At 66.8% G+C, this 17,455-nt stretch carries 21 protein-coding genes; 8 read left to right on the top strand and 13 right to left on the bottom strand.

Going from position 1 to position 17,455, the window contains the following annotated elements; all coding sequences use genetic code 11:
* Positions 1-17: 17 nt before the first annotated feature.
* Entirely contained in the window at positions 18-1,007 is a 990-nt protein-coding gene (locus tag Q8M13_RS12265; RefSeq protein WP_305300231.1) for an adenosine kinase, read from the bottom strand.
* A gap of 133 nt (positions 1,008-1,140) precedes the next feature.
* On the opposite strand from Q8M13_RS12265, the gene Q8M13_RS12260 reads away from it, so the two are divergent.
* Complete coding sequence (locus Q8M13_RS12260) at positions 1,141-1,419, top strand: hypothetical protein (protein ID WP_305300230.1); 279 nt, start codon at positions 1,141-1,143, stop codon at positions 1,417-1,419.
* Between the two features lie 55 nt (positions 1,420-1,474).
* On the opposite strand, the gene Q8M13_RS12255 is transcribed toward Q8M13_RS12260, so the two are convergent.
* The 3 genes from Q8M13_RS12255 to nth form a co-directional block, all read right to left on the bottom strand.
* Entirely contained in the window at positions 1,475-1,612 is a 138-nt protein-coding gene (locus Q8M13_RS12255) for a hypothetical protein (protein WP_305300229.1), read from the bottom strand.
* Between the two features lie 67 nt (positions 1,613-1,679).
* Positions 1,680-2,663, bottom strand: a complete 984-nt coding sequence (gene gcvA / locus Q8M13_RS12250) for a transcriptional regulator GcvA (protein WP_305300228.1) — start codon at positions 2,661-2,663, stop codon at positions 1,680-1,682.
* On the bottom strand, positions 2,612-3,286 hold the full coding sequence (gene nth, locus Q8M13_RS12245; RefSeq protein ID WP_305300227.1) for an endonuclease III: 675 nt from the start codon (positions 3,284-3,286) through the stop codon (positions 2,612-2,614). The genes gcvA and nth overlap by 52 nt, the downstream gene beginning before the upstream one ends.
* Positions 3,287-3,391: 105 nt before the next feature.
* On the opposite strand from nth, the gene Q8M13_RS12240 reads away from it, so the two are divergent.
* Entirely contained in the window at positions 3,392-3,850 is a 459-nt protein-coding gene (locus tag Q8M13_RS12240) for a DUF2244 domain-containing protein (protein WP_305300226.1), read from the top strand.
* Here Q8M13_RS12240 and Q8M13_RS12235 read toward each other — a convergent pair.
* From Q8M13_RS12235 to hslV, 5 genes are all read right to left on the bottom strand, one after another.
* Entirely contained in the window at positions 3,847-4,527 is a 681-nt protein-coding gene (locus Q8M13_RS12235) for an alpha/beta family hydrolase (RefSeq protein WP_305300225.1), read from the bottom strand. The two genes, Q8M13_RS12240 and Q8M13_RS12235, sit on opposite strands and share 4 nt — an antisense overlap.
* The gene (locus Q8M13_RS12230; protein WP_305300224.1) at positions 4,524-5,366 is read right to left on the bottom strand and encodes a hypothetical protein; all 843 of its coding nucleotides are present in this window, start codon (positions 5,364-5,366) and stop codon (positions 4,524-4,526) included. The genes Q8M13_RS12235 and Q8M13_RS12230 overlap by 4 nt, the downstream gene beginning before the upstream one ends.
* Before the next feature lie 241 nt (positions 5,367-5,607).
* Positions 5,608-6,915, bottom strand: a complete 1,308-nt coding sequence (gene hslU / locus Q8M13_RS12225) for an ATP-dependent protease ATPase subunit HslU (protein ID WP_305300223.1) — start codon at positions 6,913-6,915, stop codon at positions 5,608-5,610.
* 16 nt (positions 6,916-6,931) lie between these two features.
* Positions 6,932-7,789 (bottom strand): DUF4440 domain-containing protein, encoded by an 858-nt coding sequence (locus Q8M13_RS12220; protein ID WP_305300222.1) that lies wholly within the window; start codon positions 7,787-7,789, stop codon positions 6,932-6,934.
* Positions 7,776-8,324: an ATP-dependent protease subunit HslV gene (gene hslV, locus Q8M13_RS12215; protein ID WP_370870044.1), complete on the bottom strand. Its 549-nt coding sequence runs from the start codon at positions 8,322-8,324 to the stop codon at positions 7,776-7,778. Before hslV ends, Q8M13_RS12220 begins: the two co-directional genes overlap by 14 nt.
* Positions 8,325-8,433: 109 nt before the next feature.
* Between hslV and Q8M13_RS12210 the strand changes: the two genes are divergently transcribed.
* Complete coding sequence (locus Q8M13_RS12210) at positions 8,434-9,180, top strand: molybdopterin-synthase adenylyltransferase MoeB (protein ID WP_305300221.1); 747 nt, start codon at positions 8,434-8,436, stop codon at positions 9,178-9,180.
* A gap of 113 nt (positions 9,181-9,293) precedes the next feature.
* Here the strand turns inward: Q8M13_RS12210 and Q8M13_RS12205 are convergent, their stop codons facing one another.
* Entirely contained in the window at positions 9,294-10,280 is a 987-nt protein-coding gene (locus Q8M13_RS12205) for a D-glycerate dehydrogenase (RefSeq protein WP_305300220.1), read from the bottom strand.
* 74 nt (positions 10,281-10,354) lie between these two features.
* Here Q8M13_RS12205 and Q8M13_RS12200 point away from each other — a divergent pair, with 74 nt between their 5' ends.
* The 4 genes from Q8M13_RS12200 (at position 10,355) to Q8M13_RS12185 (ending at position 13,617) form a co-directional block, all read left to right on the top strand.
* Complete coding sequence (locus Q8M13_RS12200; protein WP_305300219.1) at positions 10,355-10,927, top strand: SH3 domain-containing protein; 573 nt, start codon at positions 10,355-10,357, stop codon at positions 10,925-10,927.
* A gap of 85 nt (positions 10,928-11,012) precedes the next feature.
* Positions 11,013-11,528, top strand: coding sequence for a 3-hydroxyacyl-[acyl-carrier-protein] dehydratase FabA (gene fabA, locus Q8M13_RS12195; RefSeq protein ID WP_305300218.1), 516 nt, complete (start codon positions 11,013-11,015; stop codon positions 11,526-11,528).
* A 25-nt stretch (positions 11,529-11,553) separates the two neighbouring features.
* Positions 11,554-12,765, top strand: coding sequence for a beta-ketoacyl-ACP synthase I (gene fabB / locus Q8M13_RS12190; RefSeq protein ID WP_305300217.1), 1,212 nt, complete (start codon positions 11,554-11,556; stop codon positions 12,763-12,765).
* A 36-nt stretch (positions 12,766-12,801) separates the two neighbouring features.
* Complete coding sequence (locus Q8M13_RS12185) at positions 12,802-13,617, top strand: enoyl-ACP reductase (protein WP_305300216.1); 816 nt, start codon at positions 12,802-12,804, stop codon at positions 13,615-13,617.
* A 152-nt stretch (positions 13,618-13,769) separates the two neighbouring features.
* Here the strand turns inward: Q8M13_RS12185 and Q8M13_RS12180 are convergent, their stop codons facing one another.
* On the bottom strand, positions 13,770-14,513 hold the full coding sequence (locus Q8M13_RS12180; RefSeq protein WP_305300215.1) for a 3-oxoacyl-ACP reductase family protein: 744 nt from the start codon (positions 14,511-14,513) through the stop codon (positions 13,770-13,772).
* Positions 14,514-14,615: 102 nt separating this feature from the next.
* Between Q8M13_RS12180 and Q8M13_RS12175 the strand changes: the two genes are divergently transcribed.
* Positions 14,616-15,221: a TetR/AcrR family transcriptional regulator gene (locus tag Q8M13_RS12175; protein ID WP_305300214.1), complete on the top strand. Its 606-nt coding sequence runs from the start codon at positions 14,616-14,618 to the stop codon at positions 15,219-15,221.
* Here Q8M13_RS12175 and Q8M13_RS12170 read toward each other — a convergent pair.
* Positions 15,218-15,826, bottom strand: a complete 609-nt coding sequence (locus tag Q8M13_RS12170; RefSeq protein WP_305300213.1) for a TetR/AcrR family transcriptional regulator — start codon at positions 15,824-15,826, stop codon at positions 15,218-15,220. The two genes, Q8M13_RS12175 and Q8M13_RS12170, sit on opposite strands and share 4 nt — an antisense overlap.
* The gene (locus tag Q8M13_RS12165) at positions 15,826-17,439 is read right to left on the bottom strand and encodes a DHA2 family efflux MFS transporter permease subunit (RefSeq protein ID WP_305300212.1); all 1,614 of its coding nucleotides are present in this window, start codon (positions 17,437-17,439) and stop codon (positions 15,826-15,828) included. Before Q8M13_RS12165 ends, Q8M13_RS12170 begins: the two co-directional genes overlap by 1 nt.
* Positions 17,440-17,455 lie beyond the last annotated feature (16 nt).

Genomic DNA, 17,455 nt, shown 5'->3' with positions numbered 1-17,455 from the left:
CAAACGTCCTTTGGGCCTTAGAGTCCTTTGGTAGCCGCCAGGTCTTTCAGATTGACCAACGGGCGCGGACCATAGTGCGAGATCACCTCGGACGCCGCGAGGGATCCGAGCTGGCCGCAGACATTGAGCGGCCGGCCGGTCGCGAGGCCGAACATGAACCCGGCTGCGTATTGGTCGCCTGCGCCGGTCGTGTCCACGACTTTCTCGACCGGATAGGCCGGAACGGCGAAGGTTTCCCCGCCAGCGGCGACGACGGACCCCTGCGCGCCTTTGGTGACGGCGGCGATCTTGACCTTGGAGCACAGCGCCGCGACGGCGGCGTCGAAGTCCGTGGTCTGGAAAAGGGAGGTCACCTCGGTGTCGTTGGCGAACACCAGATCGACCTGGGTCTCCAGGAAGCCGAGCAGCGCCTCGCGGTGGCGATCGACCACGAAACCGTCGGACAGGGTGATGGCGATCATCCGGCCCGATGCGCGGGCCAGGCCCGCCGCCTTGGCGAAAGCCTTGCGGGCCGCTTCGGCGTCGAACAGATAGCCTTCGAGATAGACGATCTTCGCCGCCTCGATGACGGCCGGATCGATGTCTTCGGAGGTGAACTCGGTCGAGGCGCCCAGGAAGGTGGACATGGTCCGCTCGCCGTCGGGCGTCACATTGATCATCGAGACCGCGGTGGCCTTGCCGTTCAGCAGGGGCGGGGTGTCGAAGTGGGCGCCGATGGCGCGCATGTCATGGGTGAAGACCTTGCCCAGTTGGTCGCCGGCGACCTTGCCGAGGAAGGCGGCCTTGCCGCCGAATGAGGCGATCCCGGCGATGGTGTTGCCGGCCGAACCGCCCGAGGCTTCGACGCCAGGCGCCATGGCGGCGTAGATCGCGGCGCTGCGGGTCTCGTCGACCAGCATCATGGATCCTTTGTCCATGGCTTGCTGCACCAGGAATTCGTCAGTCGCCGGGGCGATCACGTCAACGATGGCGTTGCCGATGGCGGCGACGTCGTAGAGCTCAGTCATGCGGGAGGGTCGGCTTTCGCGAGAATTGGCCTCGGGTCCTACAAGGAAAGCGCTGACAGGGAAAGGGTCGGGGCGGTCGCAGCAACCCTCCTAGCGCCCAGGTGTTGATGTCGGGCAGTTCGGAGAAGCGACCATGGGTATTTTCAAGAACGACAAGGCCAAGGCGGCGGCGAGTAGCGCTGGGTCGAGTGGCGCCGCCGCTGACTCCGCGGTTGAGGGCCGTCCACACGGCGACCAGGGCAGCGATGGGCCGCACTCACGGCCGATCGAGCCGCTTGGCGAGAACGAAAAGCACGATCAGCTCGCCGAGAAGGAAAAGAATGCCGAGGATCGGCAGGAAGCCCTGCTGGACGAAGGTCTGGAAGAGAGCTTCCCCAGCAGTGACCCGGTCAGCGTTAAGCGGATCACCTGACGGCCGCGTTTCCGGAAGCCGCGTTGCGGTTGTCCGGGGCTGAGGCTGTGCGGTCTTAGCCGCCGGTGATTGCGAGCAGGGCGAAGGGTCCGAAGATCACGACCACGGCGATCGCCAGGATGACATCTCGCACAACGCCCTCTGCGCGGCTGCGGGTCTTTATTTCAATCGATTGAGGATAGGTGCAGGTCACGGGGAGGCTCCTACAGCGTGTGAACGCCTAGGATATGGGCCTTCTGGGCCTGTACTGACAAACGAGCTTAGGGCGCTCCAGTTGACTGCAGATCAATTGGACGCGCCAAGCCGTCGGCCTGGGCCTGTTCCAGCAGCCAGGACCTGAACCGGCGGATGTTCGGCTGGTCGGCTTTCTCGGGCAGAGAGAGGATCCGCTGACTGAACGGGCTGGGAACCGTCAGATTGAAGGGTTGCACCAGGCGGCCATTGGCGAGGTCGTCCATCACCATGGCGTGGTGGGCGAGGGCCACGCCCCGATCGGACAGCGCCGCCTCCACCGCCAGATAGGTGTTCGAGAACCTGGGGCCGGGGCGGGGATCGACCTTGTCGGCGCCGGCCGCCGCCAGCCAGTCAGCCCATTCCGGTTCGTCCGACAGCATCAGCACGTCGTGCAGCAGGGTGACACGGGCCAGATCGTTCGGCTGGTCGAACGGCCCGAACTTTTCCAGAAGTCCGGGGCTACAGACCGGGGTCATAATGGTGTCGAACAGGTGGGTGACGTGCAGGCCTGGATAGGGGCCTCGACCCAGCCGGATCGCCACGTCGACGTTGTCGCGGGCCAAGTCCTTTGGGGTGTCTGAGGCCGAGACCAGGATCTGGACCTCGGGATAGCGCCGCTGGAAGTCGTGCAGACGCGGCACCAGCCAGCGCGCCGCCAGCGAGTGGATCACCGTCACCACCAGCGGGGCGTCACGGCGCGAGCGAACCGTGTCCACCGCCGACTGCAGGGTGGAGAGCCCCTGCTGGACGCCGATGGCGAGTTGGGCGCCGGCCTCGGTCAACCGCACCGCGCGGTTGAAGCGGTCGAACAGTCGGACCTCGAGCTCAGCTTCAAGTCCCTTGATGTGGCGCGAGACCGCGCCGGGCGTGATGGCCAGTTCGTCGGCGGCCTGCAGGAAGCTGCCGTGCCGGGCGCAGGCTTCGAACACCCGCAAGGCGTTGAGCGGCAGCCGTCCGTTCACGACGCCACGAACATCGACTTTGACGGGCAGAGATCGGAGATCTCGCATTCCTCACATTTAGGACGCCTGGCCGTGCAGATGTAGCGGCCGTGTAGAATGAGCCAATGATGGGCGCGGGTCAGGTAGGGCTCCGGAACGATCGCCATCAGGTCGGCCTCGACTTGATCGGGGGTCTTGGCCGAGGACAGCTTCAGCCGGTGGGCGAGCCGAAAGACGTGGGTGTCGACGGCGATGGCCGGTTCGATCCCCAGTTCGTTCAGCACCACGCTGGCGGTCTTGCGGCCGACGCCCGGCAGCGCCATCAGGTCCTCGCGGTTCAGCGGAACCTCGCCGCCGTGCTGCTCGACGATGATCTTGGCCGCGGCGATCACGTTCTTGGCCTTGGTGCGGAAGAGGCCGATGGACGAAATGTAGGGGATCAGACCTTCCTCGCCCAAGGCCAGCATTTCTTCGGGCGTATCGGCCACCGCGAACAGCTTGGCGGTCGCCTTGTTCACCCCGACATCGGTGGCCTGGGCCGAGAGCGCGACGGCGACGACCAGGGTGTAGGGGCTGTGGTAGTTCAGCTCGGTGCGGGGATCGTCGCTGAGCGACAGGAAGCGGTGGAACAGTTCCTCGACCCGGGCCTTTTCGGCGGGGCTGACGCGCTTCTTTGTAACGGGCTTGGCCATGTCGGCGCGACCATCGCCCGCGTCGCGCGGCTCGCCAAGAGCTTGAGGCTTTGCACGGCGGTTTTCCCGACTAAACTCCCCAGCACGATGGATGGCCTCGTCTACATGGACGCCGTGATCACCCCCAACCGCTCGCTGTCCCAGCGAGGGTTCGTGGTGCTGATCTGCGTGGTCACCTTCTTCAATTGCGCGGCGGCTGCGGTTTTCCTGGCGATGGGCGCGACCCTGGTGCCGCTGTTCCTCGGGCTGGACCTCCTGGCGATCATAGCTGCATTCCTTGCCAGCTACGCCGCCGCCAAGCGGATCGAGCGGGTTATGGTCACTTCCCGCGAGGTGCGCGTCGTCTACGAAACCCCAAAGTCCCGTGAAGTGATCTGGGAAAGCCCGACCGCCTTCACCCGCGTCGCGCGCGAAATCGACGAGGACGATGTAGTTGTCGGCGTCCGCCTAGCCCTGTCAGGCCGCCACGCCCACGTGGCCGCCGCCCTGAGCCCCGCCGAACGCGCCGACTTCGCTCACGCCCTGGAACGCGCGATCTATGACGCCCGGCGCGGGAGGGTTTAGCTGATAGGGCGAACGCCAAGCATCCACGCGCGGGCGGCGTCCAGCACCTCGTCCATCACCTCGGCGTCCTTGCGGGCCGTCTTGGCGGGGACGTGGAAGGCGTGGTCGGCCGCCTCGAGCAGCTTCAGGGTGGCGAGCTCGCCAAGATGACCGACCGTCGCTTGCAGCAGGTCGATTTGGGCGAACTCGTCGCGCGAACCCTGCAGGAAGAGCTGCGGGATTTTGATCTTACTGAGGTGCTCGGCGCGCTCGATCCCAGGCTTGGCGGGCGGGTGCAAGGGGAAGGCGAAGAAGATCAGGCCGCGCACGCGGGGCAGGGCCTCGGCCGCCTGGGCTTGCGACGTCATGCGTCCGCCGAACGATCTGCCGCCGGCGAACAGCGGCAGGTCGGGGGCCAGGCGCGCGGCCTGGGCGACGGCGGCGCGGACGGCTTCGTGCGCTACGGCCGGCGTGTCGGGCCGTTTCGATCCGCGCTCCATATAGGGGAAGTTGTAGCGCAGGGTCGCGACGCGGCGCTGGGCCAGTCCTTCGGCGATCGCGGTCATTGATTTGTGCGTCATGCCGGCCCCTGCGCCATGGGCCAGCACCAGGACCGCCGCCGCATCTCCCGGCTTCATCCAGAGGCCGGAAACGGCGCGATCTTCGCCGAGATCGATGACGACGGGCGCGGGCGTCATTTGCCGGCCTTCAGCTCCAGGCCTTTCACGATCATGAGCTTGGCGAGGTTCGCGCCAGGGATCACGAAGTTGAGTGTCTCGGCGCCGACATCCAGCAGGAATTTCGGCTCCAGGGCCTTGCCGAGGTACTGCTCGAAGGTGGCGCCGCCGACCTTTGTTTCGCCGGTGATGGCGTCGAACTCGACCACCGCTTCCTTGTCGCCGCGCCGATAGCGGAAGGCGTGGACCGGGCGGTAGTAGAGATCGACGGCCTCGACCCGCACCAGCTCCTCGGTCACGCGGTCGGCGTCGATCTTGCCGATCGCCGAGGCGATGACATCGCGCACCACCATCGAGGCCTTGGCCTCCGGCGGCACGATGACCATGCCCTCGGCCGTGGCGGCCGCGAGGGCGTCGGCGTTCGTCTCGATGGCGTCGTGCTGCAGATAGTTGGCCAGGGCAGGGGAGGCCTGCTTGTTCAGGCCGTCGATGAAGGTTTCGCGGCGGGTTTCCTCGCGGCAGGCCTCGAGCCCGACGATCTGGATCTGGTTGCTGCTGGCCGGCAGGACGGCTTCACCGATGGTCACTTCGCGGACTTCGGGCGGCACTTTCACCATGTAGGTGCGGGTGCGCTCATAGGCGGTGGCGGTCGAGACGGTGACGCGCCAGAACGGTTGCAGCCGTCGCTCGCGATAAACGACGGCGAACTCGTCGTCCTTGGGCTGGGCGAACAGGCCGGTCACGCGGGCCAGGGCGCCGAACGCCTCCAGCCGCTTGGACCAGGCGCGGCCCTCGGCATGCTCCAGGCTGAAGCGATCGGTCATCCGGAAGATGCGCTCTTCGGCGAGTTCGACCTGCATGTGGGGCTCCCCAGCAGTTGCCGGGGAATTCATCGACGTTTGCGGGGGCGAGGCAAGCGGTGATTGCGGGGTGGGGTGGCGCTCGCCGGGGTTAGGCGACCCACTCCCCGTTCGTCATCCCCGGGCTTGTCCCGGGGATCCATACGCGCCGAAGGTCCCAGACAACTCTCTGCAAGCCGGCGTTTATGGGTGGCCGGCACAAGAGGCCGGCCATGACGATCGGACGGGGGGCCGCCGCGTCCTACAGAATGAACCGGCTCAGGTCGGTGTTCTGGGCTAGGTCGCCGACACGGGCCTTCACATAAGCGGCGTCGACGGCGAAGGTTTCGCCCGAGCGGTCGGAGGCGGTGTAGCTGACTTCCTCCAGCACCTTTTCCAGCACGGTCTGAAGGCGACGCGCCCCGATGTTCTCGACCGAGTTGTTCACGGTGACGGCGGCGTCGGCGACCGCGTCGATGGCGTCCTCGGTGAAGGTGAGGGTGACGCCCTCGGTCAGCAGCAGGGCCTGGTGCTGACGGATCAGGTTGGCTTCCGGCTCGGTCAGGATGCGGCGGAAGTCGTCGCGGGTCAGGGCCTTCAGCTCGACTCGGATGGGCAGCCGGGCTTGCATTTCGGGAAGCAGATCAGAAGGCTTGGCGACGTGGAACGCGCCCGAGGCGATGAACAGGATGTGGTCGGTCTTCACCGGTCCGTACTTGGTCGAGACGGTGGTGCCTTCGATCAGCGGCAGTAGGTCGCGCTGCACCCCTTCGCGGCTGACGTCGGCCCCGCCCGAGCGTTCGCGGCTGGTCGCCACCTTGTCGATCTCGTCCAGGAAGACGATGCCCTGGTTCTCGGCCAGTTCCAGCGCCTCCTGGGTCAGGGCCTCTTGGTCCAGCAGCTTGTCGCTTTCCTCGGCGATCAGCGGCGCCCAGGCGCCGGTGACGGTGGTCTTGTGGGTCTTGGTCCGGCCGCCGAAGGCCTTGCCCATCATCTCGCCCAGATTGAGCATGCCCATCTGCGCGCCCGGCTGACCGGGAATGTCGAAGGTCGGCATGCCGCCGCCGGTGTCGGCCAGGGTCAGCTCGACTTCCTTGTCGTCGAGTTCGCCGGCCCGCAGCTTCTTGCGGAAGCTCTCACGGGCGGCGGTGGAGCCGGGGCCGGTGAGGGCGTCCAGCAGCCGTTCCTCGGCGCCGGCCTCGGCGCGGGCGCGGACGGCGGCCCGGCGCTTGTCGCGGACCATGGCCATGGCGCTTTCCACCAGGTCGCGGACGATCTGGTCGACGTCGCGGCCGACATAGCCGACCTCGGTGAACTTGGTGGCCTCGACCTTCAGGAACGGGGCGTGGGCGAGCTTGGCCAGTCGCCGGGCGATCTCGGTCTTGCCGACGCCGGTCGGGCCGATCAGCAGGATATTCTTGGGCGTGACCTCGTCGCGCAGATCGGCGGGCACGCGCCGGCGGCGCCAGCGATTGCGCAGGGCGACGGCGACGGCCTTCTTGGCCTCGGGGTGGCCGACAATGAAGCGGTCGAGTTCGGAGACGATTTCGCGGGGGGAAAATTCAGTCATGTCGGAGGCTAGATAATTACGACTTGGCCTGGGCGACAGGGAGAATCTGATCGAAGACCAGTCTCCAGCCCTCAGCGCGGCTCTGCCAAATGCGGACATAGTGGCCGCGGGCGGGCTTCTCGCCCTGCGTCCAGGCCGCGTCGCCATAGGTCCAGGCAAGGTCGCCGGCGCTCGAGGCGCCTCCGCCCAGGGTCGAGAACTGGATCTGCGGGGCGCGGCTGGACAGCTCGACAAGTACGGCCGCCTGCGTGGTGGCGGGCGCCGCCGGCGATCCGGCCACCCGGGCGTCAGGGCTGAGCGCCGCCAGATAGGCGCCCTTGGCGTCGGAGGCGGCGCCGGCGGCCAAGGCCGCCTCGGCGGCGCGAACCTCGCTCATCGCTTGGTCGGCGGTGGCGGAAGGGCCGCTCGAAGCAGGTAGATAGGTTGGTTGGGAGCCCTGGGGCGGGGCTTTGCCGTGGGCGCTGGCCGCGCCCCCGTCGTAGAGCCACTTCCAGCCACCGTCCGGCTGCTTGGCCCAGACGGTGAAGTACCAGCCGCTTTCTCGGCCGTCATAGGTGGCCGGGCCGGTGGTGAAACCGAGGTCGCCGGAGCGGGCGATCCCCGCCCACAGCGGCCACCAGACCAACGGCGGGCCCTTCTGGTCGGGCCGTTGGGCGTAGAGGTCGTGGGCCTTGACGGGACCCGGGGCGAACACGATCGCGTCGGGCGCTGAGTGCTTCAGGAACGAGGCCTTGATCCCCATCGCCAGGCCGTCGGCGGCGAAGGCCCGCTCGGCCGCCACCACCGCAGCCGGATCGCCCGTCATTGTCGCCGTAGCCGCCATCGCCGGCGTGGCGATGAGCAGCAGGGCGAGGCTGAGGCTAGAGGCTCTCAACCGTAAGCTCTCCGTTGGTGTAGACGCAGATCCGGGCCGCGATGCCCATCGCCTTGCGCGCTACCTCTTCGGCCGACAGCGTGGAGTCGGTCAGCGCCAGGGCTGCGGCCAGGGCGTAGTTGCCGCCTGAGCCTATGGCCGCGACGCCGGTTTCTGGCTCCAGCACGTCGCCGACCCCGGTGACGGTGAAGATCGAGTCCTTGTCGGCGACCAGCAGCATGGCTTCCAGCTTGCGGAGATAGCGGTCGGTCCGCCAATCCTTGGCGAGATCGACGCAGGCCCGCGCCAACTGGTCGGGATACTGCTCCAGCTTGGCCTCCAGCCGCTCGATCAGGGTGAAGGCGTCGGCTGTTGCGCCGGCGAAGCCCGCCAGGACCTTGCCGCTTGCCAAGGTGCGGACCTTTCGGGCGTTGCCCTTGACCACGGTTTGGCCCATCGAGACCTGACCGTCGCCGGCGATCACGGTCTTGCCGTCCTTGCGTACCGCCAGGATCGTGGTTCCGTGCCAATCTGGAAAGTTCGAGGCTGTCATCATGCTGCGGATGTGGCCAGCGGTCCCGGTGAGGTCAAGCGTGATGCGCTTAAGTTAGGACATGCGGGCGGCGAGCAGGAACCGGCCTGCGCCGAGAATGGACGAGGCGACGATGAGCTTCACCGACGACGAAGTCGAGCGCTATGCCCGCCAATTGGTGCTGCGCGAGGTCGGCGGCCAGGGTCAGCAGCGGCTGAAGGCGGCCAGCGTGCTGATCGTCGGCGCCGGCGGTCTCGGCGCGCCGGCCGCGCTCTATCTGGCGGCGGCCGGGGTTGGGCGGATCGTGCTGGCCGATCCGGACGTGGTCGACACCTCCAACCTGCAGCGGCAGATCATTTTTCGTAACACCGACGTCGGCGCCAAGAAGGTCGAGGCTGCCGCCGCGCACCTGCGGGCGCTGAACCCCCACGTGCATGTCGATTGCGCGCCGGTGCATCTGGAAGCCTGCAACGCTGGGCCCCTGGTCGCCGGGGTCGATCTGGTGCTGGACGGAACCGACGATTTCGCCACCCGCTTTGCGGTCAACGCCGCCTGCGTGGCCCACGAGCGGACCTTGGTGTCGGGCGCCATCGGCCGCTGGACCGGCCAGGTCGGGGTGTTCCGAGGCAGGCCCTGCTACCGCTGCCTGGTGCCGGAGATCCCGCCGGACGCCGAGACCTGCTCCACCGTCGGCGTGGTTGGGGCGATCGCCGGGGTGATCGGCTCGATGATGGCGCTGGAGGCGATCAAGCTGATCGCCGGGGCCGGCGAGCCGCTGGCCGGACGCCTGCTGATCTACGACGCCTTGGCGGCCGAAACCCGGACGGTGAGGATCGGGGCTGATCCCGAGTGCGAGGTTTGCGGGACGGCGAGGGCGTAGATCGCCGCTGCGCGGCGCCCCTCACCTAACCTCTCCCGGGGGAGAGGAATTTTCAGCGCTATCTCCTCTCCCTTTGGGGAGAGGTCGGGTGAGGGGGCTGCTGAGCTTCAGCCCTACAGCATCGACACCAAAACCCGGTCCGGCGGCCGGTGGCCGTCCATCCAGGTCTTGAGGTTGATGATCACCTTCTCGCCCATGTCGATCCGCGCCTCGACCGTAGCCGAGCCCAGGTGGGGCAGGAGGACGGCGTTGGGCAGCTTGAGCAGCTTGGGATTGATCGCTGGTTCGAACTCGAACACGTCCAGGCCCGCGCCGGCGATGCCGCCCGCCGCCAGCAGGTCGGCCAGCGATCCCTCGTCGATGATCCCGCCGCGGGCGGTGTTGACGACGATGGCGTGGGGTTGGAGCAGCTTCAGGCGGCGCGCTGACAAAAGGTGATAGGTCGCCGGGGTGTGCGGGCAGTTGACCGAGATGATGTCCATCCGGGCCAGCATCTGGTCGAGACTCTCCCAGTAGGTGGCCTCAAGCTCGTCGGAGATGACGTGGCTGACCGGCTTGCGGTTGTGATAGTGGATCTGCATGCCGAAGGCCTTGGCGCGGCGCGCCACGGCCTGGCCGATCCGCCCCATGCCGATGATCCCCAGCCGCTTGCCGTTCACGCGGCGGCCGTTCATCCAGGTCGGGGTCCAGCCGGTGAAGTCCCCGGCCTGGACGACGTTGGCGCCCTCCACGATCCGGCGGGAAACCGCCATGATCAGAGCCATGGTGAGGTCGGCGGTGTCCTCGGTCAGCACGCCGGGCGTGTTGGTCACCGCGATGCCGCGTTCGGTTGCGGCGGCCACGTCGATGTGATCGATGCCCATGCCGAAGTTGGCGATCAGCTTCAGGCGCTCGCCGGCCGCCGCGATCAGGTCGGCGTCGATGTGGTCGGTGATGGTCGGGACGAGGGCGTCAGCGCGGCTGACCGCGTCCAGCAAGGCCTCGCGGCTCATGGGCGCGTCATCGAGATTGAGTTCGGTGTCGAACAGCTCACGCATCCGGGTCTCCACCTGGTCGGGGAGTTTGCGTGTGACGATGATTTTCGGCTTGCGGGCGGCCATGGCGTTTTGAAAGGAATCTTTAACTGCGCGCGGCGCGCTTTGCGTTGTGATCAGGAACCTCTAGCAAAGCCACCATGGACGGCCAAGGCGAGCCTAAACTGAACTATTCCGTGAAAACCTCGACGCTCAATTTTTTGACGATGCTGCTGGCCCTGGCTGTTTGCGCGCCAGCGGCTCACGCAGAACCGCGCCTGACGCCCTCGGGCCAGCCGGTGCCGCGCTATATCTCGTTGAAATTCGACAAGGTCTACGCACGCGCTGGGCCGAGCGAGGACCACAAGCTGCTGTGGGTCTATCACGTGAAGGGCTTGCCGGTTCAGGTGGTGGCCGAGAACAGTGAGTGGCGGCGGATTTGCGATCCCGATGGCGGCATGGCCTGGGTGCACAAGCGTCTGACCAGCGGCGAGAACACGGTGCTGCGCAAGAAGCCCACGCCGCTGGCGCTGCACAAGAAGCCCAAAGCCGAGGCGGCGATCATCGCCTATCTGAACCCGAGGTCGATGGCGGCGTTGATCAAGTGCGAAGACGGCTGGTGCCGAGTGCGCGCCGACAAGGTCACCGGCTGGGCGCCGGCGGCCGAATTGTGGGGAACTTCGGACGCGGTGCAGTGCAAGGTCGCCGTCCGGACCCCTGCTCGGGGCCGTTGAGCAGAAGGTCCGGCTCTGCTACGGCCTGAATCTAATGATTCCAATGGCCCCGGTTTCCCCAGGGTCGCTGTCAAGAAAGCCGAGCATGAGCCAGGGCGTGAAGGCCAAGGACCACTACAATCTCGAAGAGCTGCTGGCCTGCGGCAGAGGCGAGATGTTCGGCCCGGGCAACGCACAGCTGCCCGCCCCGCCAATGCTGCTGTTCGACCGCATCATCACCATCAACGATGACGGCGGCGCGCACGGCAAGGGCTATATCGAGGCCGAGTTCGACATCAATCCGGACCTCTGGTTCTTCAATTGCCACTTCATCGGCGACCCCGTGATGCCCGGCAGCCTGGGGCTCGACGCCCTGTGGCAGCTAGTCGGCTTCTATCTGGGCTGGATCGGCGGCAAGGGCCGCGGTCGCGCCCTGGGTTGCGGCGAAGTGAAGTTCGCTGGCGAAGTGACGCCCGACATCAAGAAGGTGACCTACAAGGTCGACATGAAGCGGGTGATCAACCGCCGCCTCGTCATGGGTATCGGCGACGGGGTGTTGGAAGCCGACGGCAACCCCATCTATCACACGCAAGACCTTCGGGTCGGTCTTTACCAGCGCTAAGCCGCCGCCAAGTCGAGGAGACAGCATGCGCCGCGTCGTCGTCACCGGAATCGGTATCGTATCGTCCATCGGAAACAATGCGGACGAGGTGCTCGCCTCGCTGCGCGAGGCTAAATCCGGCATCACCTTCACGCCGGAATACGCCGAGCTCGGCTTCCGCTCGCAGGTTCACGCCGCACCGACCGTCGAATGGGAAACCATGGTCGACCGCCGCGCGGCGCGTTTCCTCGCCCAGGGCACGGCCTTTGGCCACATCGCCATGGAGCAGGCGATCGCCGACGCGGGTCTGGACGAGAGCCAGGTCTCCAACGAGCGCACCGGCCTGATCGTCGGCTCCGGTGGTCCGTCCACCAAGTCGATCATCGAGGCGGCTCAGACCGCCAAGGAGCGCGGTCCAAAGCGGGTCGGTCCGTTCGCGGTGCCCAAGGCGATGAGCTCGGGCGCTTCGGCGACCCTGGCCACCTGGTTCAAGATCAAGGGCCTGAACTTCTCGATTTCCTCGGCTTGCGCCACCTCCACCCACTGCATCGGCTCGGGCTACGAGCAGATCCTGATGGGCAAGCAGGACGTGGTGTTCGCCGGCGGAACCGAGGAGCTGGACTGGACGCTGAGCGTGCTGTTCGACGCCATGGGCGCGATGAGCTCGAACTTCAACGACAAGCCCTCGACCGCCAGCCGGGCCTATGACGCGGCCCGCGATGGCTTCGTGATCGCCGGCGGCGCCGGGATCGTGGTGCTGGAAGAGTACGAGCACGCCAAGGCGCGCGGCGCCAAGATCTATGGCGAGATCGTCGGCTACGCCGCCAATTCGGACGGCTTCGACATGGTCGCCCCCTCCGGTGAGGGCGCTGTGCGCTGCATGCGCATGGCGATGGCGGACCTCGGCGGTCGCAAGATCGACTATCTGAATCCGCACGGCACCTCGACGCCGGTCGGCGACAGCAAGGAAATGGGCGCGGTGCGCGAGGTGTTCGGCGCCAATGCACCGCTGATCTCGTCGACCAAGTCGCTGACCGGCCACAGCCTCGGCGCGGCCGGCGCCCAGGAGGCGATCTACAGCCTGCTGATGCTCAACAACGGCTTCGCCGCAAAGAGCGCTCACATCGAGAACCTCGATCCAGAGTTCGCCGACCTGCCGATCCTGCTCGAGCGCAAGGACGTTCAGCTCGAGACGGTGATGTCGAACTCGTTCGGGTTCGGCGGCACCAATGGCTGCCTGGTGATGGCCCGGGTCTGACCCCGGGCCGACCCTCAAAGATATTAGGAGACGCGTATGGCCAAGGATGGCTGGGATCTGCCCACGGGCGATCTGATGAAGGGCAAGAAGGGCGTCATCATCGGCGTCGCCAATCATGACTCCATCGCCTGGGGCATCGCCTCGCAACTCGCCGCCCAGGGCGCCGAGATGGCCTTCTTCCACCTGCCGGGCATGGAGCGGCGCGTGCAGCCGCTGGCCGAAAGCATCGGCGTGACCACCGTGGTTCCGGTCGATGTGACCCAGGACGACCAGATGGACGCGGCTTTCGCGGCGATCGAGAAGGCGTTCGGGACCATCGACTTCTTCGTCCACGCCATCGCCTATGCGCCGCGCGACCAGATCAAGGGCTCGTTCGTCGACAACGCGACGCGGGAAGGCTTCCTGCAGGCGATGGACATTTCGGCCTACAGCTTCGTCGACTGCGCCCGCCGCGCCGAGAAGCTGATGCCGAACGGCGGCTCGATGATCTGCCTGACCTATATGGGCTCCGAGCGCGCGATCCCGAACTACAACACCATGGGCGTGGCCAAGGCCGCGCTGGAAGCGGCGACCCGCTATGTCGCCCGCGACCTCGGTCCCAAGAACATCCGCGTGAACGCCCTGTCGCCCGGCGCCATGCGCACGCTGTCGCTGGCCGGTATTTCCGGCGGCAAGGGCATGCTGTCCAAGGGCCGTGACCTGTCGGCCATGAAGCAGGACACCTCGATGGAAGGCGTCGCCGGCGCCGCCCTCTGGCTGCTGTCGGACCTGGGCCGCTCGACCACGGGCGAACTGATCCACGTGGACGCCGGCTTCCACATGATGGGCTTCAGCGACGACGAAGAAGGTTAGGCCGCTAGGGCCTAGCGACATCCCAAAGCTTCGTCATCCTCCGGTCGTCGGCAAGACGATCCGGGGGACCCGAGCTGAACTGCCGACTTTGATACGCCGCTTGGGTCCCCCGGATCTCGCTTCGCGATCCCGGAGGATGACGATTGGTGTGGTTACGCGTTCGCGCCGCCGTCGACTGTGAAACCTGCGCCATTGGCGAAGCGGCCCTCCGGGCTGGCGAGCCAGGCGACCATGCCGGCGATCTCTTCTGGCTTGCCGTATTCCTGGATTGGCATGCGCGCGCGCTGGTGATCGGCGCCGTCGCCGTCAGCCGGATTCATATCGGTGTTGGTCGAGCCGGGATGGACCAGGTTCACCGTCACGCCGCGCGGCCCCAGATCGTGCGCCAGTCCCTTGGTGAAGCTTAGCAGCGCTGACTTGGTCATCGCATAGAGGGTGATCCCCGCCATCGGCACCCGTTCGGCGAGGTTGCTGCCGATATTGATGATCCGTCCGCCGCGCGGCAGGTGAACGGCGGCGGCCTGGGACGCCAGGATCACACCGCGCACGTTGACGGCCAGCAGTTGGTCGATGTCCTCCAGCGTCCAGCCCTCGACCGGTCCCACCCCCCGCGCGATCCCGGCGTTGTTGACCAGGATGTCGAGGCCGCCCAGTTCGGCGGCGGCCTTGTCCACCGCCGCCTTGATCGCGGCTGGATCGGCGCTGCTGGCGGCGATGGCCAGGCCCTTGCGGCCCAGGGCCTCGATCTGCCGGACCACCGCCTGGGCCTTGTCGGCCGAGCGCTCATAGGTGATCGCCACGTCAGCGCCGTCGCGCGCCAGCCGCAGGGCTATGGCCGCGCCTATGCCGCGGCTGCCGCCGGTGACCAGGGCGCGTTTTCCAGTGAGGTCGGACACGTTCGTCTCCATATCTGTATCGTTCGATACATAATGGGTGCGCCGCTTGTCGGTTGTCGTCAATCGATTTATATATCAGTCGATACAAAAAGGATGGCGACCATGGTCGAGCGCGGACGACCTCGCAGTTTTGATCGGGACGCGGCGCTGGACAGCGCCATGGAAGTCTTCTGGACCAAGGGCTTTGAGGCCGCCTCGCTCAGCGACCTGACCGCCGCCATGGGGATCGGTTCCCCCAGCCTCTATGCTGCCTTTGGCTCCAAGGAGGGCTTGTTTCGCGAGGCGGTCGAGCTCTATGGCCGGACCGAAGGCCCGCAGCTTTGGGACGGCGTGGAAGCCGCCCCGACCGCGCGCGAGGCCATCGAAGGATTTCTGTTGGCCACGGCCGCGGCGTTCACCCGCCCGGGCAAGCCGCGCGGATGCCTGGTCACCCTCTCAGCGGTCAATCTGACTGGGGCCAGCCCAAGTGTCTGCGAGGCCATGCGCAAGGAGCGTGGACAAGGCCAGCGCGGCCTGGAGGCGAGGTTGCGGCGCGCGATGGCCGAGGGCGAGTTGCCCGCCGGCCTGGACGCCGGCGCGGTCGCCGCCTTCTACCTGACCGTCCAGCAGGGGATGTCGATCCAGGCACGCGACGGGGCGACCCGGGACATCCTGGAGAAGGTCGCCAGGGGAGCCATGGCGGCGTGGGAGCCGCTGACGGCGGCCTAGGATCCGTAGGCCCGCATGAATCGGTGGGCTGCTTCGCCGGCGATCCGGTCGATCTCAGCGTCATTGAGACACCGGCCCTGACCCAGCAGGTGGGCGAGTTGGTGCGAGCCGATCACCATGCCAGCGAAGAACTCGGCGCCCAGGGCCGGATCATCGACGGCCAGCCGACCGGCGGCGGTTTCCATCCGCAGGAAGTCGGCCAGGCGGCGGCGAGACGTCGCCGGTCCGGCTTCATAGAAGGCGCGGGCCACATCGGCTTGATCCACGGCGCTTTCGACGGCCATCCGCAGCATCGAGGTTCCTCGGGGCTGCATCACCATGGCGAGCATGGTGCGGGCGAAGGCCGTCAAGGCTTCCTCGGGATGTTCCATCGCCTCCGGCACCAACAGAGGAGCGGTGATCTCCTCCACCCGGCGCTCGACGATGGCGTGGATCAGCTCGGCCTTGGAGCCGAAGTGGTTGTAGATGGTCTGTTTCGAGACCGCGGCGCGGCGAGCGATCCCCTCCATGGAGGCGGCCAGGCCACGCTCGCCGAATACCTCGCGAGCGGCGTCGAGAATGGCCTCGGTCTTGGCGACGTCGATCTGTCCGGCGACCCTGGGCATCAGTGACCTCCACCGCCGCCAGGCGCTGGCGGGGTCTTGACCGGCGTGGCCAGCAAGCCGAGCACCGAGGCCACGGCGCAGCCGGCGGCCAGGAAGAAGAAGCCGTCGCCGAACGCCAGGATCGAGGCTTGGCGATGCAAGGCCATGCCGAGGAACTTATGGGCCGCGCCCTCAGGGTCCATCAGGCCTTTGGTCTCCATCATGGAGGCCAGGCCGCTCAGCATCTCTTGGGCCTCGAGGCTGGAGACGTTGACGGCGGCCGACAGCTCGGAAAGGTGAACGGCGGTCTGGTTGGTCAGCACGGTGGTCAGGACCGCCAAGCCGACGGCGCCGCCGACGTTGCGGACCAGATTCACCAGGCCCGATGCATCCTTCATCATCGAAGGGGGCAGGGTGGAGACGCTGAGCTGCTGGGCCGCGATCATGGCGATCATCACCCCGACGCCGCGCACCGCCTGCAGGGTGGCGAACTCCCAGAAGCCCCAATCGGCGGTGACCCTAACGCCCAGCCCGACCCCGTAGGCGGCCAGGCCAAAGCCGACCACCAGCGGGATGCGTGGATCCACGGCGCGGATGAAACGGCCGGCGACCGGCGCCGTCATGAACATCACCAGGCCGGAGACCAGCATGGTCGTCCCGACCTCAGCCGCCGAGTACTGGCGGATCTGGCCAAGGAACAGCGGCAGGATGAAGGTCCCGCCGAACAGGCTCATCCCGGCCACGGCGTTCATGACGAAGCCGATGGTGAAGTTTCGATCGGTGAACGGTTTCAGCGAGACGATCGGCTGTCGATAGGTGAGCTGTCGCCAGATGAAGACGACGCCGGTGATTGAAGCTGTGACGGTCAGCCAGAGGATCAGGTCGTCGTCGAACCAGCCTTCCTTGGCGCCTTCCTCGATGACGTACTGCATCGAGAGCAGGAAGACGGTCATGGTCGCCAGACCAAACCAGTCAATGCCTTTGGCCAGGCTCGGGTCGCCCTTGTCGAAGTCGCCGTAGCGGCCGACTAGGAACATCACCAACAGGCCGGGCGGCACGTTGATGAAGAACAGCCAATGCCAGCTCAGGGACTCCGTCAGGTGTCCGCCCAGGGTCGGGCCGATGGTGGGGGCCAGGGTGACGATCAGGCCGACGACGACGTTCGCCGTCACCCGCTTTTCGGGCGGGAACACGGTCATGGCGGTGGCGAACACCGCCGGGATCATGGCGCCGGCTGCCAGGCCCTGCAGGGCCCGGGTGAAGATCATCATCTCGATGCTGGTCGAGAGGCCGGTGGCGATGGAGGTGACAATGAAGGCCCCGGCGGCGAACACATAGACCGGCCGCGTCCCCCACATTTTGGTCAGGTAGGCGGTCAGCGGAATGATGACCACCTCGGCCAGCAGGTAGATGGTCTGAACCCAGCTGATCTCATCGGCGCTGGCGCCGACCCCGGCCTGGATCTGGCTAAGCGAGGAGGCGACGATCTGGATGTCGAGGATGGCCATGAACTGGCCGACCACCATCCCGCCGAAGCCGAGGAAGATCTTGACCCAATCGACCTCGCCGGACGCGGTCACGTGACCGCCCGGAGGCGCCGGCTGGACGGGGCGCTCTAGCGCGGCTTCGGTCATGGCCTAAGGCTCCTTA

Origin of the sequence: Phenylobacterium sp., from assembly GCF_030681155.1 — a bacterium.
Lineage (GTDB): Bacteria > Pseudomonadota > Alphaproteobacteria > Caulobacterales > Caulobacteraceae > Phenylobacterium.
Note: the sequence above shows the minus strand (reverse complement) of the source record. Positions and strands in the feature narration are given on the sequence as shown.